Source organism: Collinsella sp. LCP19S3_D3 (assembly GCF_052121455.1).
Classification (GTDB): domain Bacteria; phylum Actinomycetota; class Coriobacteriia; order Coriobacteriales; family Coriobacteriaceae; genus Collinsella.
On the sequence record NZ_JBQKEF010000009.1, the window covers coordinates 1 to 19361 of the forward strand.

Annotated in this window: 18 protein-coding genes; 7 read left to right on the plus strand and 11 right to left on the minus strand. The window is 61.4% G+C overall.

Features of this window, described 5'->3' with window-relative positions; translation table 11 throughout:
- Positions 1-189 precede the first annotated feature (189 nt).
- On the plus strand, positions 190-2049 hold the full coding sequence (locus ACTQXM_RS04975; RefSeq protein WP_441537144.1) for an ABC-F family ATP-binding cassette domain-containing protein: 1860 nt from the start codon (positions 190-192) through the stop codon (positions 2047-2049).
- Positions 2050-2055: 6 nt separating this feature from the next.
- Positions 2056-2826 carry a Cof-type HAD-IIB family hydrolase gene (locus ACTQXM_RS04980; protein WP_441063030.1) on the plus strand — a complete coding sequence of 257 codons (771 nt, stop codon included), beginning with the start codon at positions 2056-2058 and terminating at the stop codon, positions 2824-2826.
- A 98-nt stretch (positions 2827-2924) separates the two neighbouring features.
- Here the strand turns inward: ACTQXM_RS04980 and ACTQXM_RS04985 are convergent, their stop codons facing one another.
- From ACTQXM_RS04985 to ACTQXM_RS05005, 5 genes are all read right to left on the minus strand, one after another.
- Positions 2925-4877, minus strand: coding sequence for a heavy metal translocating P-type ATPase (locus ACTQXM_RS04985; RefSeq protein ID WP_441537145.1), 1953 nt, complete (start codon positions 4875-4877; stop codon positions 2925-2927).
- Positions 4878-4977: 100 nt separating this feature from the next.
- Positions 4978-5196 (minus strand): cation transporter, encoded by a 219-nt coding sequence (locus ACTQXM_RS04990; RefSeq protein ID WP_117583778.1) that lies wholly within the window; start codon positions 5194-5196, stop codon positions 4978-4980.
- A gap of 63 nt (positions 5197-5259) precedes the next feature.
- Positions 5260-5628, minus strand: a complete 369-nt coding sequence (locus tag ACTQXM_RS04995) for an ArsR/SmtB family transcription factor (protein WP_117794534.1) — start codon at positions 5626-5628, stop codon at positions 5260-5262.
- Between the two features lie 411 nt (positions 5629-6039).
- On the minus strand, positions 6040-7230 hold the full coding sequence (locus ACTQXM_RS05000) for a hypothetical protein (RefSeq protein ID WP_441537146.1): 1191 nt from the start codon (positions 7228-7230) through the stop codon (positions 6040-6042).
- A gap of 439 nt (positions 7231-7669) precedes the next feature.
- A complete protein-coding gene (locus ACTQXM_RS05005) occupies positions 7670-8638 on the minus strand; it encodes a 3'-5' exonuclease (protein ID WP_427719557.1) in 969 nt (322 codons plus the stop codon).
- A 171-nt stretch (positions 8639-8809) separates the two neighbouring features.
- On the opposite strand from ACTQXM_RS05005, the gene ACTQXM_RS05010 reads away from it, so the two are divergent.
- Complete coding sequence (locus ACTQXM_RS05010; protein ID WP_441537147.1) at positions 8810-9892, plus strand: putative manganese transporter; 1083 nt, start codon at positions 8810-8812, stop codon at positions 9890-9892.
- A 132-nt stretch (positions 9893-10024) separates the two neighbouring features.
- Here ACTQXM_RS05010 and ACTQXM_RS05015 read toward each other — a convergent pair whose 3' ends face one another.
- Both ACTQXM_RS05015 and ACTQXM_RS05020 read right to left on the minus strand, forming a co-directional pair.
- Entirely contained in the window at positions 10025-10507 is a 483-nt protein-coding gene (locus ACTQXM_RS05015; RefSeq protein ID WP_154515742.1) for a YaiI/YqxD family protein, read from the minus strand.
- Positions 10508-11110 (minus strand): HdeD family acid-resistance protein, encoded by a 603-nt coding sequence (locus tag ACTQXM_RS05020; protein ID WP_441537148.1) that lies wholly within the window; start codon positions 11108-11110, stop codon positions 10508-10510.
- Positions 11111-11343: 233 nt separating this feature from the next.
- Between ACTQXM_RS05020 and ACTQXM_RS05025 the strand changes: the two genes are divergently transcribed.
- The 3 genes from ACTQXM_RS05025 to ACTQXM_RS05035 all read left to right on the plus strand — a co-directional run bounded on the left by ACTQXM_RS05025 (position 11344) and on the right by ACTQXM_RS05035 (position 13291).
- Entirely contained in the window at positions 11344-12015 is a 672-nt protein-coding gene (locus ACTQXM_RS05025; protein ID WP_427794324.1) for a nitroreductase family protein, read from the plus strand.
- 80 nt (positions 12016-12095) lie between these two features.
- Entirely contained in the window at positions 12096-12638 is a 543-nt protein-coding gene (locus tag ACTQXM_RS05030; protein ID WP_427747436.1) for a histidine phosphatase family protein, read from the plus strand.
- Positions 12639-12655: 17 nt separating this feature from the next.
- A complete protein-coding gene (locus ACTQXM_RS05035) occupies positions 12656-13291 on the plus strand; it encodes a histidine phosphatase family protein (RefSeq protein WP_441048236.1) in 636 nt (211 codons plus the stop codon).
- Positions 13292-13422: 131 nt separating this feature from the next.
- Here ACTQXM_RS05035 and ACTQXM_RS05040 read toward each other — a convergent pair whose 3' ends face one another.
- Complete coding sequence (locus ACTQXM_RS05040; RefSeq protein ID WP_441041982.1) at positions 13423-14112, minus strand: DUF1015 family protein; 690 nt, start codon at positions 14110-14112, stop codon at positions 13423-13425.
- Positions 14113-14151: 39 nt separating this feature from the next.
- Positions 14152-15372, minus strand: a complete 1221-nt coding sequence (locus ACTQXM_RS05045; RefSeq protein WP_441537149.1) for a M20 family metallopeptidase — start codon at positions 15370-15372, stop codon at positions 14152-14154.
- A 154-nt stretch (positions 15373-15526) separates the two neighbouring features.
- Here ACTQXM_RS05045 and ACTQXM_RS05050 point away from each other — a divergent pair, with 154 nt between their 5' ends.
- The gene (locus ACTQXM_RS05050) at positions 15527-16576 is read left to right on the plus strand and encodes a hypothetical protein (protein WP_441537150.1); all 1050 of its coding nucleotides are present in this window, start codon (positions 15527-15529) and stop codon (positions 16574-16576) included.
- Between the two features lie 347 nt (positions 16577-16923).
- Here the strand turns inward: ACTQXM_RS05050 and ACTQXM_RS05055 are convergent, their stop codons facing one another.
- Entirely contained in the window at positions 16924-18087 is a 1164-nt protein-coding gene (locus tag ACTQXM_RS05055; RefSeq protein WP_154515718.1) for a phosphoglycerate dehydrogenase, read from the minus strand.
- Positions 18088-18156: 69 nt separating this feature from the next.
- Complete coding sequence (gene serC, locus ACTQXM_RS05060; protein WP_441537151.1) at positions 18157-19281, minus strand: 3-phosphoserine/phosphohydroxythreonine transaminase; 1125 nt, start codon at positions 19279-19281, stop codon at positions 18157-18159.
- Positions 19282-19361 lie beyond the last annotated feature (80 nt).

The window sequence follows — 19361 nt, forward strand, 5'->3', positions numbered from 1 at the left end:
CGAAGAGCTCGACGGCCCGCCTCCTGGACTCCAGGTCGTGCTTCACCCTGAGGTCTATACTCATGGAAAACCTCCCATTTCCCGATGTCCAAGAAATGGGAGGCAGTTCACAGGCACCTTCGTGGTGGTTTGGGGTGGGGCTCGCTGCTATCATGGACAACGTTGAATTTCTACGAAGGAGCAGGGCATATGGCGATTCTTTTGGGATGCGATTCCGTCAGCCTAGAGTTTCCCACCAAGCATATTTTCGATAGCGTGACGCTTGGCGTGGACGAGGGTGACCGCATTGGCATCGTCGGTAAAAACGGCGACGGCAAGTCGACGCTGCTGAGTGTGCTCGCCGGTACGCTGGAGCCCGACGACGGCCGCGTGACGCATCGCCGCGACACGACGATTGGTTTGCTCGGCCAAAAGGACAACCTGGTCGATACCGACACCGTGCATCATGCCGTCGTCGGCGACACGCCCGAGTACGAATGGGCCTCGAGCCCGCGTACGCGCCAGATTCTGGCTGGCCTTATTAGCGATGTGCCCTGGGAGGGCACGGTGGGCGAGCTTTCGGGCGGCCAGCGCCGTCGTGTGGACCTCGCGCGCCTGCTGATCGGCGACTACGACGTGCTCATGCTCGACGAGCCCACCAACCACCTGGACATGCGCACCATCAATTGGCTCGCGCGTCACTTAAAGGCCCGCTGGCAGCGCGGTCAGGGCGCGATGCTCGTGGTCACGCACGACCGTTGGTTCTTGGACGAGGTCTGTACCAGCATGTGGGAGGTCCACGACGGCCAGGTCGACCCCTTCGAGGGCGGCTACTCCGCGTATATCCTTCAGCGCGTAGAGCGCGACCGCATGGCCGCCGTTACCGAGGAGCGCCGTCGCAACATGGCGCGCAAGGAGCTCGCGTGGCTGAGCCGCGGCGCACAGGCGCGCTCCACCAAGCCCAAGTTTCGTGTGGAGGCCGCTCGCGAGCTCATCGCCGACGTGCCGCCCGTGCGCGACGAGCTGGAGCTCAAGCGCCTGGCGGTGAGTCGCCTGGGCAAGCAGGTTATCGACGTGGTCGACGTGGACGCCGGCTATGCCGATACCGACGGCGCGCCCAAGCAGGTGCTCTCCGACGTGACCTGGCTCATTGGTGCGGGCGACCGCTATGGTCTTTTGGGCGAGAACGGCGCCGGCAAGTCCACACTGCTCGATGTGATTCAGGGCAAGATCGCGCCCCTGCGCGGCCGCGTGAAGATTGGCCAGACGGTGCGCTTTGGCGTGCTGTCGCAGCAGCTCGAGGAGCTCGAGCCCTACATGGGCGACACGATCCGCGAGGTGCTCAGCAACTACAAGAAGTACTACGTTATCGATGGCAAGGAGACCTCGCCCGAGAAGCTCTGCGAGCGTCTGGGCTTTACGACGCAGCAGCTCTGGAGTCGTATCGGCGATCTTTCGGGCGGACAGCGCCGTCGCCTGTCGCTGCTGCTGACGATCCTGGACGAGCCCAATGTGCTCATCCTGGACGAGCCCGGCAACGACCTGGATACCGACATGCTGGCGATTGTCGAGGACCTGCTCGATGGTTGGCCCGGCACGTTGATTCTGGTAACGCATGACCGCTTTTTGATGGAGCGCGTGACCGACCAGCAGTGGGCGCTGCTCGACGGCCACCTGACGCACATGCCCGGCGGCGTCGACCAGTACCTGCGCCTGTGCAATGCCACCGCCGAGGGCGAGCCCGTGGGTGCGCCGAGCGCCAAGACCGGCACGTTCGACACCGGTGCCGCGGCAGCTGCGGCCGAAAAGCCCAAGGCGAGCGGTCAGCCCAATGGCCTTTCCAATGCCGAGCGCCAGAAGCTCCGCCGCGAGGTGAGCTCGCTCGAGCGCAAGATGGAGACGCAGCGCGCTCGCGTGGAGGAGGTCGAGGCCGCGATGGCTCAGGTCGACCCCACCAACTACACGGCGCTGGGCGAGCAGCAGGCAAAGATCGACGAGGCTCACGCCGCTATGGACGAGCTGGAGATGGCGTGGCTCGAGGCGAGCGAGAAGCTCGAGGGCGAGGAGTAGACGAGGATGATCAAAGCCGCATTTTTCGATATCGACGGCACGCTACTGAGCTTTAAGACGCACCGGATTCCGGCGTCGGCGCAGCAAGTGCTCGACAGCTTTCACGAGCAGGGGATCGCGTGCGTGATCGCCACAGGCCGTCCGACCTACCAGATGCCGGATTGGCTGTTCGATCTTGGTTGGGATGCGTACATTACGCTTTCGGGCCAGCACTGTTTTGATGCCGAGGGCGTCTACCGTAGCTGCCCGATTGACCCGGAGGACGTTGCGGTGATTGTGGACCAGGTGGCCGAGGGGCGCTACGACTCGCTGTGCATGCAGGGCGAGAACTCGTTTGTGAACCGCCTGTCCGAGCGCGTGGTGACGGCCGGTAACAACGCGGGAATCGTCTACCACGAGGAGCCGTTTGAGCACGCCTTCGATGCGCCGGTTTACCAGTTTTGCGCCTTTGTGGATCCTGCCGACGAGCATATCGTGACCGACGCCGTGTCGCATTCGCTCACCACGCGCTGGTGCGACCTGTTCTGCGACATTATTCCGGCCAACGGCGGCAAGGACCTGGGTGTGGCGGCGACGCTGGAGCGCCTGGGCATCGACGCGAGCGAGGCGATCGCCTTTGGCGATGGCGAGAACGACCTGTCGATGTTTGCCGCCGTGGGCACGAGCGTGGCCATGGGCAACGCGCAAGACACGGTAAAGGCTGCGGCGAGCTACGTGACGACTGCCGTGGACGACGACGGAATTTACAACGCCGCAAAGCACTTTGGGCTGCTATAGCTGCGGCTCGGCACTTGGGGACGTTCCTTTTCTGCCGGCAGTTGGGGACGCCCCTTGCGCGTTGTGTGCCGCGTCGCCCGGCCGGACAGCCACGCATGCTACAGGTTCTTGACACCCATCGCGCGCATGGCGTTCAGGATGGCGATGATCGCCACGCCCACGTCGCCAAAGACGGCGAGCCACATGTTGGCGATGCCAAGCGCCGCGAGCACCAGAATCAGCAACTTAATGCCCAGTGCAAAGATGATGTTCTGCCGAACAATCGTCATGGTCTTGCGAGCCACGCGGATTGCACGGGAAATGTTGGACGGCTTGTCGTCCATCAGCACAACGTCCGCTGCCTCGATTGCGGCGTCGGAGCCCATGGCGCCCATGGCAATGCCCACATCGGCACGGGTGAGCACGGGCGCATCGTTGATACCGTCGCCCACAAAGGCGAGCTTGCCCTTGCCCGATTCGGTCGCCAGCAATGCCTCGACGCGCTCGACCTTGTCACCTGGCAGAAGCTGCGCGTGGAACTCATCGACTCCCAGCTGATTGGCCACGGCGGCGGCCACTTCCTCGCGGTCTCCCGTGAGCATGACGGTGCGCTTGACGCCGGCGGCGTGCAGCTCGCGAATCGTTTGCTCGGCATCGGCCTTGACGGTGTCGGCAATTACGATGTGACCGGCATAGACGTCATCGACCAGCACATGGAGGATAGTGCCGACGACCTCGCAATCGGGCGCTTCGATGCCGACCGCGGCGAGCATCTTGGCGTTGCCGACGACGACGTGCTTGCCGTCGATGTTCGCCGTCACGCCATGGCCCGCGTCGTTGGTGGAGTCGCATACACGCTTGGGGTCGAGTTGGCCCTGGAAGGCGGCGCGCACCGACTGCGCGATGGGGTGGTCGGAGAACGACTCGGCGAGGGCTGCGACTTCAAGCAGCGATTGCTCGGTATAGCCGCCCTCGGGGTGCACCGCGACGACCGAGAACGTGCCGTTGGTGAGCGTGCCGGTTTTGTCGAAGACGACGGTATCCACATCGGCGAGCGCCTCGAGGTAGTTGGAGCCCTTGATGAGAACTCCCAGCTTGGACGCGCCGCCGATGCCGCCAAAGAAGCTCAGTGGCACGCTAATTACGAGTGCGCACGGACAGCTGACGACGAGGAAGGTCAGGCCGCGTAGGATCCAATCGGACCAAGCACCGGTCACCAGGCCGCCGCCGAGCGCGAGCACCGCTGCCGCGCCGGTGACGGCGGGCGTGTAGACGCGGGCGAACCGTGTGATGAAGTTTTCGGTGCGCGCTTTCTTCTCGCTGGCGTTTTCCACGAGCTCCAGGACGCGCGCGACGGTGGACTCGCCAAAGGGTTTGGTGGTGCGTACGCGGATAAGACCCGTCATGTTGATGCAGCCGCTGATGATATCGTCGCCGGTCTTGGCGGTACGGGGGACCGACTCGCCGGTGAGGGCGGCGGTGTCGAGCTGGGTTACGCCCTCGACGATAACGCCGTCGATGGGCACGCGCTCGCCGGGCTTGATGACAATGACGGTGCCGACGGCGATGTCATCGGGAAAGACCTGCTCGAGCGTGCCGTCAGCCTGCTCAACGTTGGCGTAATCGGGCGCGATGTCCATCATGGCGCTGATCGATTTGCGGCTCTTGCCCACGGCGTATGTCTGGAACAGCTCGCCGACCTGGTAGAACAGCATAACGGCGGCGCCTTCGGCCATGTGCGGGTCGGTATCGGGGAAGAGCACCGTGGCAAACGCGCCGATGGTCGCGACGGCCATGAGGAAACTCTCGTCGAACGCCTTGCCGCGGCGGATGTTGCTGAATGCCTTTTGGAGCACGTCGTAGCCGGCAATCAAAAACGGCACGAGGAACAGCACAAAGCTGGCGTAGATGTTGCCTGGGGTGCCGAATGCGGCGGTGAGGGCGCCGAGCTCATCGAGGGCGTACACCACGACAAAAATACCCAGCGCTACCAGGATGCGGTTGCGTTTATGCTCGAGTGACTCTTTTTTCTTGCGCTTCTTCTTTTTCTTCTTGGGGTCGGCGGTGGCCATGACTCGTATCCTCCCATTTGAATGTATGAACACTCGCTCATGTAATTTCGCGAGCAAAGGCCGCGGCAAGCGCGGCCTTGCGTATCAGCGTATGCGCAGGCTAGAGAATGATCTCGCAGTCCGGCTCGGCGTCGGCGGTGAACTCCACGACGCGATCGAGGACCTCGTCGAACTCAGCGTCGTCGGCTTCGAGCGTCAGCTTCTGAGTCATAAAGTTGACCGAAACGGATTTGACGCCCTCGAGCTTGGCGAGTTCGTCCTGAAGCTCACGCGCGCAGTTGGCGCAGTCGATCTCGTCGAGCTTGAACTGCTTTTTCATGATGGGTTCCTTTCCCTGTATTTGCGGCTTGGGTGCAGGCCGCGCTGGTACCGTGGTTGGTCGCTATTCGCAGATGTGGCTCATGCCTTGGTTGAGCATGGTGTAGACATGATCGTCGGCGAGCGAGTAGAGGATGTTGCGCCCGTCGCGCCGGAATTTAACCAGGTGCGACTGTTTGAGCGTGCGCAGCTGGTGCGACACCGCGGACTGCGAAGTCGCAGTCGCTTCGGCGATGTCTGCCACGCAGAGCTCGCGGCCCATGAGAGCGTAGAGGATCTTGATACGCGTGGTGTCGCTGAAAACCTTGAACAAGTCGGCAAGGTCGTACAGCAGCTCCTCGTCGGGAAGGTCCTCGGGCGAGCAAGTGGTGGGGATGTCGGGCACGATGGTGGTGTCGATATCGGTCCTTATTTCATCGGCGTGTTCGCTCATTGCAATATCCTTTCATATGAACATGTGCTCATATAACTTACTTCCGAGTATATGAGCGCATGTTCATATGTCAATATAATTTGCGAAATTTTTTGCTGTCGATTGGCCCCAGAGGCGGCTAAGGGCATTGGTTGGTGCTGATAAGGCCGCCGATGCCAACGTGGGTACCCTAGCGACGTGCAAAAACGGGAGTTTTCAGTATCGACGAGGGGTTATTTATTGCATGATACGGCGTCGTTTGCCGCCACAGGGCTTTACTGGAGTGCAAATGGCAATAGATATTCCCCAGCTGTTGCCTAACTTACATCAAAAACAGCGGCTTCGGTGCAAAATGGGGCAATTCGGCCGGCCTCGGATACTCGGCTCTGCTGAAAACTCCCGTTTTTGCACGTCGCCGGGGTACCCACCCTGTCAGTCCGCCTCTGTTCTGGCCCCGTACACCCTGCCTTCGGGTGTGGAGGTGCTTGTTTGGGCGAACTCCGGGCAATCCAGCTCGATGACTTGCATGTCGTCGATGGCCGGGACATTGTTGATCGTCGGGTCGTCCAGCGAGATGCCCTCGAGCACTGCGCGCTCGAGCTCAAGTGCATTACCCTGCGCTGCGTCTTGACGGAGGAGCTCCTCAATACGCTTCTTTTCCTCGATAAATCTCCTGAGCACAAATTGTCGCAGCTCTTCTTGCTTGATTGCGAAATCTTTGGGCAGGCGCGATGGGCGAATGCCCTCCTTTCGCTGGATTGCCTCCATAACCCTGGCGAAGGCGCTGGCGTGCATAAAGGAATAGCGACTGACGGTAATGATTCCGTAGCCCATGGACGCCAGCGCGTTCTTGCGCTCTTCGTCAATGGCGCGGTCTTCTTCGGCATCGTGCTGAAATCCGTTGTATTCGATGTCGGTTCGGGACCGCTTGAGATATGCATCCATATAGAACTTTTCGCGCCGCGTGAGATTCTTTGCAGCAGCTGTGACCTTTACTTCGTAGTCGGTCTCGATCTCGCTAATGCCAAGACCGCCCTCGCGCCTGGGTAGCGTGAGCATCATGACAAACGCCGTTTCCATCGGCGATCGGCATCCGTCCCGCACGCATTGGATGGCTTTTCGGGCAAGTTCGAGGCCCTTGCAGTCGATGAGGGAGTTAAAGAAATGTTTAAGGCTCGAAGTCGAGGTGAGCGCGAAGCGCTCGGTATAGGATGTCGAGGCATCGTGACCAAGGGAATAGGCTCCACACAGTTCGAAGTAGTACTCCACAAGTTCTCGAAAGGGAAGATAGGTTGCGGCCTGAAGCGCACAGAGTTCGACGCCGACAATATAGATGTCGTCGGCAAGCTTGATAAAGCGCGAGCCCGCGAATCGCTTGGATGATACGTGGCACTTGCAGCCCGTCATGCTGCGCACGTTTGCGCGCTCGAACACCGTTGTATCGAGCGGGGCATCGTTATCCAGTGCGACGTTGTGCCTGGCGAGCCAGTCGGCGGCAGAGTTGAGCAGCTCCTTGCTGGGGCGCGCCCCGTAGATCTTGGCAGGGCTGCAGGGCTCGGTGCCAATTGCGGATACCGAGTATGCGGCTTGGTAGACCGCTTTTGCCGTGTTATGTGAAAGCACGATACTCATACAGATAGCATGGCAGACCAGGCAGCGGGGCTCGCAATGAACGCCAAGGTAAAATGTCGCGGCATAACAAAAGCTGTCCAAGCGCTTGACGCCAATGATGGAGAAAGATGCTATTTGGAGCATTGTCGCAGCTCGCTGGCTACGCAGACCTCCACAACTGATGCTGGTCAGCATCGTTTTGATGCAAAGACGGCGTCAACAAAAATGTGCAATTTGGCTTGAACATGCGCAGATGAAGTTCTTGGTTATGCGGCGGCTAGACATCGGGGGCTGGAGGGCCATGTTGTACGGCGCGAAAAACGGGCCGATATCCGCTTGGACATCGGCCCATTTTTGCGTCGCTTGAGGGGAGCGCCTCCGCGTGTCGCTTTTGCGCGGGGCGCTATGGTCCGGCAAGTGTTGCTCGCGAATGGCGCCTCTGCTTGGCAATCTACTTGGCAAACAGGTTTTTGAGGTTGAACTCGGCCTGCACCGTCCGGAGCATGAGGTCGGTGTCGTCGAGGCCCAGGTGCTGCTCGTTGGCGTCGGGCGCGAGGGTGCCGCGACGGCGTGCCCAGTTCTCGAGTGCGGCGGGCGCGGACTCGCGGGGGAGCGAGCGCACGTCGGCGTCCAGGCTGCGGCAGATCTGGCGCGAGTCGATGACGATAATCTTGCCGGCTCGGCGCGCCTCGGCATAGCCGTCCAGATGGATCTTGAACCAGCTGTCCTCAAAGGCGGCGTTGTGCGCCATGTACGGGTATTTCTTCATGAGCTTGAGCAGCTGCTTTTGCAGCTCCTTGTTCTCGCGGAAGGGCGTTTTGCCGTCGATGTCGTCCCAGGTGATGTGATGGATATTCGACAGCGGCACATCTTCGCCGCGGTAGATATCGGGCAGGCCGCAATAGTGTGCCTCGGCGTCGTGCGGGACGGCGTCGCTGGTGAGCTCCATGATCTCCCAGCCCACGTTGATGATGTAGCCGCGCTCGGGTGCACGGCCGGTGGTCTCGATGTCGATGCCGAGCACCGTGCCCTGGATGGGCTTGCGGGCGTACGCCACGCCGAGCGCATCGCGGTCGCCGCGGATCTCGCGCATGACGGACGCGGCGGTGCGCTTTTGCATCTTGCCGATGGCGGCGCAGGTATCGGCGTCGGACAGGCCGCGCGAAAGCGTCACGGGCGTCACGTTGCGCAGACGCGCCTCGCCAATCTGGTCGCATAGGTCGCGGTTGCGGTCGGCCAGGTCGCGCACGGTGGCAAAGTCGAAGCCAGGGTCGCCCTCGGCGGTAAAGTACTCGGTCTCGAGCACCTTGAGGGCCTCTTCGCCTTTTTGACGCTCGGATTCCATGGCGGCGTGATCGCCATAGATGAACATGGGGATAAACGGCTGGCGCTCGTATTCGAGTGCTTGCGAAACGTTCATATACTGCTCCTTGGACGGGCCGCGTCGTGCGGCTCGGGGTCATTGAGATGTGGCGAGATGATAGTTTACCACATGCAACTATTGGCATCACGCCTAGGACAACTACAATACCCTAGTTGACCGCTAGGACTTTTACAATGCTGCCGAAAGACACGAAAGGTTCCATCCGTCATGGATTTGCTGATTGATATTTTGCTCGACGCCGGCAAGGACACGCTCTCGCTGGTGCCGTTCTTGTTGGTGACATATCTGGCCCTCGAGACGCTGGAGCATGTGGCGGGCGATCGCGTCAACGGCGCCATCAAGCGTGCCGGCGCCGCTGGCCCCGTGGTTGGCTCGTTGCTGGGCATGGTGCCGCAGTGTGGCTTTTCGGCGATGGCGGCAACGCTGTACGCCGGTCGCGTCGTGACGTTGGGCACCCTGGTGGCGGTGTTTCTCTCGACCTCCGACGAGATGCTGCCACTGCTGCTTGCCGAGCAGGTTCCCGTGCAGACCATGGCGATGCTTTTGGCTTCGAAGGCGCTGATCGCGCTGGTCACGGGCTTTATCGTGGATGCCGCCATTCGCGGCCTGCGTCGCAACGCCCGTGCTCATGCGGCGATCCGCCGTACCGTGTTGGGAACCGCTGCCAATCCGGCGCACGTTAACTGCGCACATGACGATCACAGCGGCGGTGACATCATCGACGAGGTGGCCGAGGCGGGCGTGAGCGCCGACCACATCCATGAGCTGTGCGAGCGCGACCATTGCGGTTGTGATGAAGACGAGGACGAGCGTGACCACGGACATGGCCACGACCACGGACACGAGGGCGAGCACGAACACCACCACGGTCACTCCCACTCACACAAAGGCGCGCCCGTCCTGTCGATTATCCGCAGCGCGATTTCGCATACCGTACAGGTTTCGGTATTCATTTTCCTGGTGACGCTGATTCTGGTCGCCGTGCTCGAGACCTTTGGCGAGTCCGCGATTGAGCAGTTCCTGCGCGGCAACGAGACGCTCGCCGTCCTGGGTTCGGCGCTTGTCGGCCTCATTCCCAACTGCTCGGCGAGCGTGGTCATTACGCAGCTGTATCTGGAAGGCGCGCTGCAGCTGGCACCGATGCTCGCCGGCACGCTCATTTCTGCCGGCGTGGGTTACCTGGTGCTGTTCCGCACCAACCGCAGCGCCCGCGAAAACGTCGTGTTCCTGGTCATGATGTACGTCATCGGCGCCGGCTGGGGCCTTATCCTTTCCGCCTTTGGCCTCTAAGTAGATGTTTGAGGTATCCCGTAAAAACTGGGGCATGCCTCAAACATCTACCGCCATGATCGGCGTTGGATGCGCGCCAATCGCCAAAACAAAAAGGTAGATTTTTAGACATGTCCCAAAAATCTACCTTGGTTAGCGCAGCAGGTCGGTGAGGTTGCGCTTAAAGCGGGCGCGGTCTTCGCTGGTGAAGGCTGCCGGTCCACGGGTGCGACCGCCGGCGCGGCGCACTTTCTTTTCTTCGTGACGAATAAACAGCTGCATATCGATGGTGGCTTTGTCGTACACGCGCCCGCGCACGCCGATGGCGGCGGCATCGCGACCGAGCACCATGCTGGCCAGGCCAATGTCCTGTGTCACGACCACATCGCCTGCCTGCAGACGCTCGATAATGGCAAAGTCGGCGCTATCGGCGCCTACGCTCACGTCGAGCGTTGTGACCCAAAAGCCACGTCGCGCGTGCTCGGCATCGCGCGGGTCGTCACGGCGAATGTGCCGCTCCAGGTTTTGCGTGCTGTTGCCGGCGACAACCACGGCAACACCCGCCCGTCGCGCGCAGTCGATCGACTCACGCGTAACCGGGCAGGCGTCGGCATCAATAAACAGCGTTCGCGGCATCTAGTGCACCAGCTTGCCAAAGCGGATAGCGCGAATAACCAGCGTCACGCCAAACACCAGGAGTGCAGCGCCGGTAAAGATGACGAGCATCTTTGCCGACCACAGCGGATAGATGAACACGAACACGCCGGCGATGATGGAGAGCGCGCCGCTCAGGATGGCGAGGGCGCGGTTGGAAGAAAGCTCGGACTCCAGAATCGACATGATGCCCTCGACAATCCAGCCAAAGCCGGCCACGACCACCACGAGCGTGCTGAGCGTCGCGGTCGAAAGCGCCTGGTTGCGCAGGATCACCACGCCGCCCAAGATGATGAGCAGGTTGGCGAGGATGCTCGTGACGCGCCAGCCGGCAGGCAGCAGCGGCTCAAAAATGGCGGTGAACAGCCTGACGCCAGCCGTGATCACAAAGTAGAAGCCCAGTACGGTCGTCAAAAAGACGAGGGTCTTAGCGGGTGCAAACAGCAGCGCGATGCCGGCGAGGAGCGCGATGACGCCCGTGGCGGCGTAGATCCAGCGCACGGCTTTAATCGCCTTGCCTGCCATGCTTTTCTCGTCAAATCCAAACAGACTCGATTGCTGGTCGTCATTCTTAAAGATGCCCATGAGGCCTCCTTTCCGTGCGGCGTAAGCCGCGGTCGTTACAACCAGTATCGCCTAAAGGCGCTGGCGTATGGGCCGGGGAGGGCGAAACGCAACTCAAAAGCCCCGATTTGTTCCCGTTGTTCCCCACGTTGCGATTTTCTATTCAACAGGTGTAGAACATTGCAGCTCTGTTCGTTATTGCCTGCGTTTTAGGTTAGATTTTCCTAAGAACAATTGGCTTTTTGGGGGTCCCTATGAACGAAGCAGTTCCCGTGGTGCCGTTGAGCGCCGAGTCGATGGCAAAGCAGGGTTGCGAAAAGCTTGGCCTGGATGCGTTTGATGCGCTGGTCCGTCGCGCCCGCACATGCCGCCGTTTTGACGAGTCCATGCGCGTGCCGCGCGAGTTTTTGCTCGAGCTGGCAGAGCTGGCGCACCTGGTCCCCTGTGGCGCCAATGCTCAGCGCTTGCGTTTTCATGTGGTGAGCGGTGCCGAGGACTGCGCTCGCGTGTTTGACGAGCTCGCATGGGCCGGGGCGCTCAAGGACTGGCCGGGTCCTGTCGAGGGCGAGCGTCCGACCGGCTACATTGCAATTCTTGCCGAGCGCACCGTTCCCGGCAAGCCCGCCGCGCCTATCACCGAGGTCGACACGGGCATCGCGGCTCAGACGATGATGCTCGCCGCGCGCAGCGCAACGCCCGAGGTGGCGGCTTGCATGTTCAAGGCCTTTACGCCCCGCGCGATCGATGCGATGGGGCTCGATAACGACAAGTACGAGCTCAAGCTGATCATGGCTTTTGGCGTGCCGGCCGAGACCCAGGTTATCGACGCGATCGATTCCAACCCCGACGGTTCTATTAATTACTGGCGCGACGAGGCGCAGGTGCATCACGTGCCCAAGCGTCCGCTTGCCGACGTGCTGGTGTAGTTGCGTCGTTGCGGCGCGATCCGGCGGCAAACCACCACAAAGGTGCCTGTCCCCTTTGTGGTGGTGCGAGGGGAGGGCGTGTGTCCGATCTGTATTTGGTTCGGCATGGGCAGACCGAGCTTAACGTGCAGAACATTTTGCAGGGCTGGCAAGACTCGCCGCTCACGGAGCGCGGGCGCGAGCAGGCACTGGCGACGCGCGCGGCGTTTGAGGCGCGCGGCATCTCCTTTGACCACGCGTATTCGTCTCCGTTGGGTCGGGCGCGCCACACGGCCGAGCTGATCGTTGGCGAGGATCTTCCCATAGAGCCAGTCGATGATTTGCGCGAGTGGCGCCTGGGCACGCTGGAGGGCACATCAAATCGCGATATGCCGCCGCAGCCCTGGGGCGATTATCCGGTGGCCTTTGGTGGCGAGTCGGAAGGCGAGCTTCGGGCGCGCATGGTCGCGGCGCTGTCCCGTATTATGGCCCGACCGCAGCACGATCGTGTGCTTGCGGTCTCTCATGGCTCTGCCTGCCAGGAGTTTCTTAGATGCGTGACCGGCGGGGGAGAGCAGCCCGACAACGGTGCCGTGCTTCATTTTGGCTATTGCGACGGGGCGTTTTCGCTCCTTGATTGGTAACGAACGAAAGGACCCCTATGAACAAAGATCTGTATCTGGTCCGTCATGGACAGACGATATTCAACCTTAAACGCATTATTCAGGGATGGAGCGATTCGCCGCTCACGCAGTTGGGCTGCGAGCAGGCGGCGCGTGCCGGTATGTTCTTGCGTGCGCGTGGCGTTGAGCCCGATCACGCCTACACCTCGACGCTGCACCGCACCGAGCAGACTATCGCCAGCCTGTGGCCGGGCCTTGCCTACGAGCGTCTGGATGGCCTGCGCGAGTGGTTCTTTGGCGACTTTGAGGCCGAGCGCGTGATGCTGATGCCCGAGCGTCCGTGGCGTGACTTTTATCGTCAGTTTGGCGGGGAGGGCCAGATGCAGGTACGTGAGCGCATGGTGACGACGTTGACCGATCTTATGCGACGCCCGGACCATTCGTGCGTGCTCGCGGTGAGCCATGCCTCGGCCATCAAGGAGTTTTTGGACCACTCTAGGGGAGCGGCGGCCGACGAGCGCGAGCGCGTGCCGGGCAACTGCTCGGTTCTGCATTTTGCGTTTGACGATGCAACCGATACGTTTGAACTGGTCGAAGTCTTTACGCAGGAGGATTACGCGCGTGAGCTGGGGCTAGAGCCACTCGTGGCGGCAGCGGGCCCGCGGCGTGGGTAGCGCGGGTGCGGCGATGCGGGTCGCCGGCGTAATTGTTTGATGTGAAAGGGGCGGGGATGCATGCACGGGCATTGCATCTCCGCCCCTTGCTTGTTTGGATGCTGGGTTTTCCAGCGTCGCGTTTGAGTTCGCTAGAACCGTGAGATCTGGTGAGTGAGCAGACCCGTCGGAACCTGCGGCGCGCCGCCGCTGACCTGCGCGGCGGGGAACAGCACGGCCACGGTAAAGTTGAACGGCTCTTTGCCCGTGTAGGTGCCGGCTGCGCGGGCCTCATCGGCCAGCAACTGCGACGCCCCTGCTAGTGCGGCAGCGTAGGCGGGGTCGTCTGCCGGCGCCGGCTCCGGTGCCTGATCGAGCATGGCTCGGATGGCGGCAACGGCGTCCTCGCGCTTGACTTCCCATACGCGATGCGTAATGCCGGCGGGGTCGGTGACGGCATAGAGCGATGCGCCCTCTTTGGCGGCGCCAAGGATGATATCCATGACGGGCGACGCCTCGTAGGCGAGCGACACGGGGCGCGGCTGCACCTTAAGCTCGGCGATCGCGCGCGCGGCGGCGAGTGCGTCGACGCTCTCGGCGGCAGCCTCGTCGTTACCCGTCAGCACGTTAACCGGGCAGATCGCCACAACGCCCGTCACGCGTCCCGGCTCTCCGGAGCACTCGTACACGTAGTATGCCGCGCCCGGATCCTTGAGCATGAGCCCATCGGCAATCGCGCCGCGCAGGGCGTCGTTGTCACTCAGAATGCTGTCCATCGCAGGCAGCGCTTCGAGCACGCGATCCTGAGCTGGGCGGATGCAGGGAAACGGAAGAGCTTTCATGGACAGTCCTAACGCGCGAGTCGGTTTGTTTGCGGCTTATTATGCCCCAACTTGGCTATTCGCGCCCCAGAGCGTGTTGTCGGCGAGCGCGATCAGCACCCGCTGGCAGCGAACGATATCGGCGTGGGGCACATATTCGTTGGGCTTATGGGCGAGCGCGAGCGAGCCTGGGCCATAGCTCATGCAGTTGCGGTTACCCGTCTTGCCGGCAATGACGGCAGTGTCGGTGTAGCCGGTAAAGAAGCCGACGGTCGCGTCCGCGCCTGTCACGTCGTCGGCGGCACGCTTGAGCGCGGCTAGAAGGGGAGAGACCGGATCGCGCTCGATGGCGGGGCGGTCGCCTGTCACGGTATAGCTTCCATGGCAACCGGGGATTGCGGCTTCGGCGCCGGCGATGGCCTGCTCTACCATGCGCGTCGCGGCGGCCGTATCGGTCGGCGGCGTCAGGCGCATATCGACCCAGACCTTGGCACGGTCGGGCACGACATAGGGGCGATAGCCGCCCTCGATCTGTCCAAACGTGATGGTCGAAGCCCCCAGCTCCTCATGTGCGGGCAACGCTGCAAACGCATGGCGCAGCGCACAGACGGCCTCGGCCATGGCGGCGATGGCATCCGCTCCCTTCCAGGGCTGGCTCGCATGCGCCGTGACGCCGGTCATCTCGATCTCGAACCACGTGCGACCCTTGTGCGCCACCTGAATCTGTCCGTCGGTGGGCTCGGTGTCCAGCACCCATTCGCGCGAGCCGACCCAGCCGGCATCGATGGCGGCCTCGGAGCCGCGCATAAAGTCCTCTTCGTCGACCGAGCAAATAAGCGAGAAGCCGCGGTGGGGCAGCTCACCATCCGCCGCCACGCGCTCGAGCGTATGGACCAGTGCGGCAATGGCGCAAGCCAGGCCGCCCTTCATGTCGCAGGCGCCGCGGCCATAGAGTTTGTCGTTGCGCACGGTCGCCCCGAGTGGCGGTGTGTCCGCGTTCCAGCCATCTCCTAGGGTGACGGTATCCATATGGCAGATGTAGACGAGTCGCGCCTCGTCGCTCACACCCGGCACGGTGACCATAAGGTTGCGGCGCCCGGGGAGTACTTCGAGCTCTGCAACCTGCACGGCATCGAGTGCAGGACTATCAAGCTGCGCCAGCTGCTGTTCAATGAGCCTCTTAATGAAGTGTTCGATCTCTCCTTCGTAGGCGCCCGGGTCCGAGCTATCAATCTTCACGAGCTCCTGCGTAAGCCGCCAGGCAAAGTTCTCATCAACCATATGCAACCTCACAATCAGTTTGTTTCCAAAACCGATTGTAAGCCACCTGGAAGATTCGCGACGTGTGCGTAGCAGTATTAACCGTTCACAGGCCGAGCCATCGCGTTTGGCGTCCGGGCAGGCTCACAAACGACGCAATGGGTACGTATCCTTCATGGATGACATGCTGTGCGACATATCTGCCTTTCGGTATCACCGGATACCTCCGCAGGTCTTGGCAATAATGCCGGACCTGCCCGATTCTGCGGACGATCCGCGCAGGGAGCATCTTTGTGAGCACCCGCTCGTCAAGCATTTCCTGGGCACTCCGCTACACGTGTTGGCGCAGGGCCTCTGCGGGCGCAAGGGCGGTCGAATTGTCAGGCATGTCTGGAACGGGGAGAGGCCGTTTGATTCCGTGCGGCAGACAGAGTTTGGCCTTGATGTTGCGTCCCCGCTCTTTACCCTGCTGACCCTGGCTTCCTCGGTCTCAAATGAGCGCCTGATCATGTGCATGTATGAGATGTGCGGCACCTTTGCCGTGTGCAAGATTGCGTCTCAGGTAAAGTCGGCGCTTGAGCAGGCATATGGGAGCCGGTGGGGTGACGCACGGTTGGGCTGGGAAAACGTAAAGGATACCTCGGGGAATCCAACGGACCTGTGGAAACGACCTCCCTTGATTGAGCTCTCTGAACTTACAGAGTTCGCCAATAAGATCCAGGGGCTCCGCGGTGCTAAATCGTTCACGCGTGCCGCGAAATGCATTACGGGGGTTGTGGCATCGCCGCTCGAGGTCCAGGCTTCGATGCTGTTTGGCCTTACGAGGTTGCGCGGCGGCGAAGGGCTGCGCCTTACCAATAACGTCGAGATTCGCATGACGCGCAGCGCCCGCCTGATTTCGGGGCTTGATAGGCGCTACGCCGATATCCTGCTGTCAAATAAGGACGGCAGCAGAGAGTGCCTGGTTGAATGCCAAGGTAAAGCCATTCACGGATCCATAGAATCCAAGATCTCGGACTCCGATCGAACGACGGCCCTTCAAGCGATGGGATATCCTGTCGTTCTGATGACCTATGGTCAGCTGGTCGACTCCGATGCCTTCCGCGTGGTGATGGAACTCATCATGTCCTATCTCGATGTGCCGTTGAAAGACAAGACGCCGCGGCAGCAGGAGCTCGAACGGCGGCTTCGTGAGGAGATTTTTATCGATTGGGCGGGAATGTAGCCGTGCGGGTGGAAAACGGTCGCGTGAGCTAGGGTTTGGTTACGAAAAGGCTTCAATTTCGCCTTTGGATGGCCCTAAAAATGCTATCTAGAATAAGTTGTTTCGGAAAATGGACAGTCAACTTAAATTTGGCATATAGAGATCGATTTTTACCTACTAAAACCACTGATAAAGGTGTTTATCAAAGCAGGTGTGCTCAGTGATTTGGGCATGACTGTCGATTATCCGAAAAAACTTATTCTGGGTAGCATTTTCAAAACCAGCCGGAGCAACGAAATCGGCCCCCGTTTCGCGAAAACGGGGGCCGAATGAGCTTCATTGCCTGTCTGGCAGGCTTGGCGCCGACGCTATTTGATCACGCGTACGCGATACATCGAAGGAATCTGCTTGAGCGCCTCGATGGTGCTGCTGTCCAGGTGCTCGTCGGTGTCGAACATGGTGTAGGCGTTCTCGCCGGCGGACTCGTTGGTCATACGCTGCACGTTGGCGTTGTCCTTGGCCAGGATCGCCGTGATCTGGCCGATCATGTTGGGCACGTTGGCATGCAGGCAGGCAATGCGGCTTGCGGCGCGCGCCTTGCCCATGCTGCAGGCGGGGTAGTTGACGCTGTGCGCGATGTTGCCGTTCTCCAGGTAGTCCTTGAGCTCGCTGATGGCCATATCGGCGCAGTTGGCCTCGGCCTCGCCGGTGCCGGCGCCCGAGTGCGTGGTGATAAACGTATTGGGCATCTTGACGGTCTTGGGCGTGGCAAAGTCGCAGCTAAACCAGCTCAGCTTGCCCGCGCGCAGGGCTGCGTCGACGGCGTCCTCGTCAATGATGGTCTCGCGCGCGTAGTTGATGAGCACGGCGCCCGGGGCCAGCAGGTCGATCTGCTCGGTGCTGATCATGCCGATGGTGTCGGCCTTGCTGGGCACGTGCACGGTGAGGTAGTCGCAGCCGCGGCAGAGGTCCTCGAGCGTGCCCACGCGCTGCACCTCGCGGCTCAGCACCCACGCGTGCTCGACGGAAATGAACGGATCGTAGCCGTAGACGTCCATGCCCAGGTCGACGCAGGCGTTGGCGACCTTGGAGCCCACGTTGCCCAGACCGATGACGCCGATGCGCTTGCCCTTGAGCTCACGGCCCACAAAGGCCTTCTTGGCCTTCTCGGCGTCGACCTGAATCTCGGGGTCGTCGGCGTTGTCGCGCACCCAGTTCATCGACTGCACCACGCCGCGGCTCGAGAGCACCAGCATGCCCAGGACGAGCTCCTTGACGGCGTTGCTGTTGGCACCGGGGGAGTTAAAGACGACGACGCCCTTCTTGGCGTACTCCTCGATGGGGATGTTGTTGACACCGGCGCCGCAGCGGGCGATGGCGCGGATGCCTTCGGGCAGCTCGTAGCCGTGCAGGTCGGTGGAGCGCATAAGGATGGCGTCGGCCTCCTCGGCGGTGCCCACAAACTCGTAGCCCTCGCCAAACTCGACCTTGCCGTCTTTGGTAATGTCGTCGATGGTTTTGATCTTGCGCATGAAAAACTCCTTAGCGGGTTTGTTTATAACAAGTGGTTTGAAGTGGCTGGTCGGCCCGCGGGTTGCGGGCTAGTTAGATCGCGGACTCAAACTATGCTGCGCTTCGAAGGCCTTCATGTACGAGGCCAGTGCCTGCACATCTTCCATGGTTACGGCGTTGTAGACGCTGGCGCGCATGCCGCCCACCAGGCGATGGCCCTTGACGTTTTGAATCTGGTGCTCGGCTGCGCCTGCGACAAAGGCCGCGTCGAGATCGGCGTCGCCGGTGCGGAAGGTGACGTTAGCGATGGAGCGGCTGCCGGCCTGCGTGGTGCCATGGAACAGCTTGCTGTGCTCGAGCAGGTCATAGAGCAGGTTGGCCTTGGCCCAGTTGCGCTCGGCCATGGCGGCTAGTCCGCCGGCTTGCTCCACCCAGCGGAATACCTTGCCGCATACGTAGATGCCAAAGGTGTTGGGCGTGTTGAGCATGGAGCCCTTGGCAGCCTGGGTCTTAAGGTCCAGGTACTGCGGCGTCTGCGCAAAGGCTGGGCCGTCTGCAATGAGGTCGTCGCGCACGATGACCACGGTCACGCCCGCGGCACCGGCGTTTTTCTGCGCGCCGGCGTAAATGAGCCCGTAGCGCTCGACGTCGAGCGGCTGCGACAGAAAGCAGCTCGAGACGTCGGCGACCAGCGGCACATCGCCGCAAGCGGGCAGCTCGTGGTACATGGTGCCAAAGATGGTGTTGTTCTGGCAGATGTAGACGTAGTCGAGCCCGTCGCCCGCGGCCTCGGCGGCAATGCGCGCGTTGATATTGGCCATGGTGGGAATGCGGTCGAAATTGGTGTCCTCGGAGCTCGCGAGCAGCACGGCCTCGCCGTACTTGGCGGCCTCCTTGTACGCCTTGTTGGCGAAGTTGCCGGTCACGACGTAGCCGGCGCGGCCGCGGCGCATGAGGTTCATGGGGATGCCCGCAAACTGCAGCGTGGCGCCGCCCTGCAAAAACAGGACACGGTAGTTGTCGGGGATGCTCAGCAGGCGGCGCAGGGTTGCCTCGGCGTCGTCGATGATCTGCTGGTACATGCTAGATCGATGGCTCATCTCGAGCACGGACATGCCGCAACCGCGGTAGTCCATCATCTCGTCGGCGATCTCGGCGAGCACGCTTGTGGGCAGCGCGGCCGGGCCAGCTGAGAAGTTGTGCACACGTGCCATCTTCTAGTTCCCCTCGTAGTCGTTTGAACGTTCGGGATACTTTAGCACAGTGGAGCGCTAGGCGCGACCGCATCACGGTA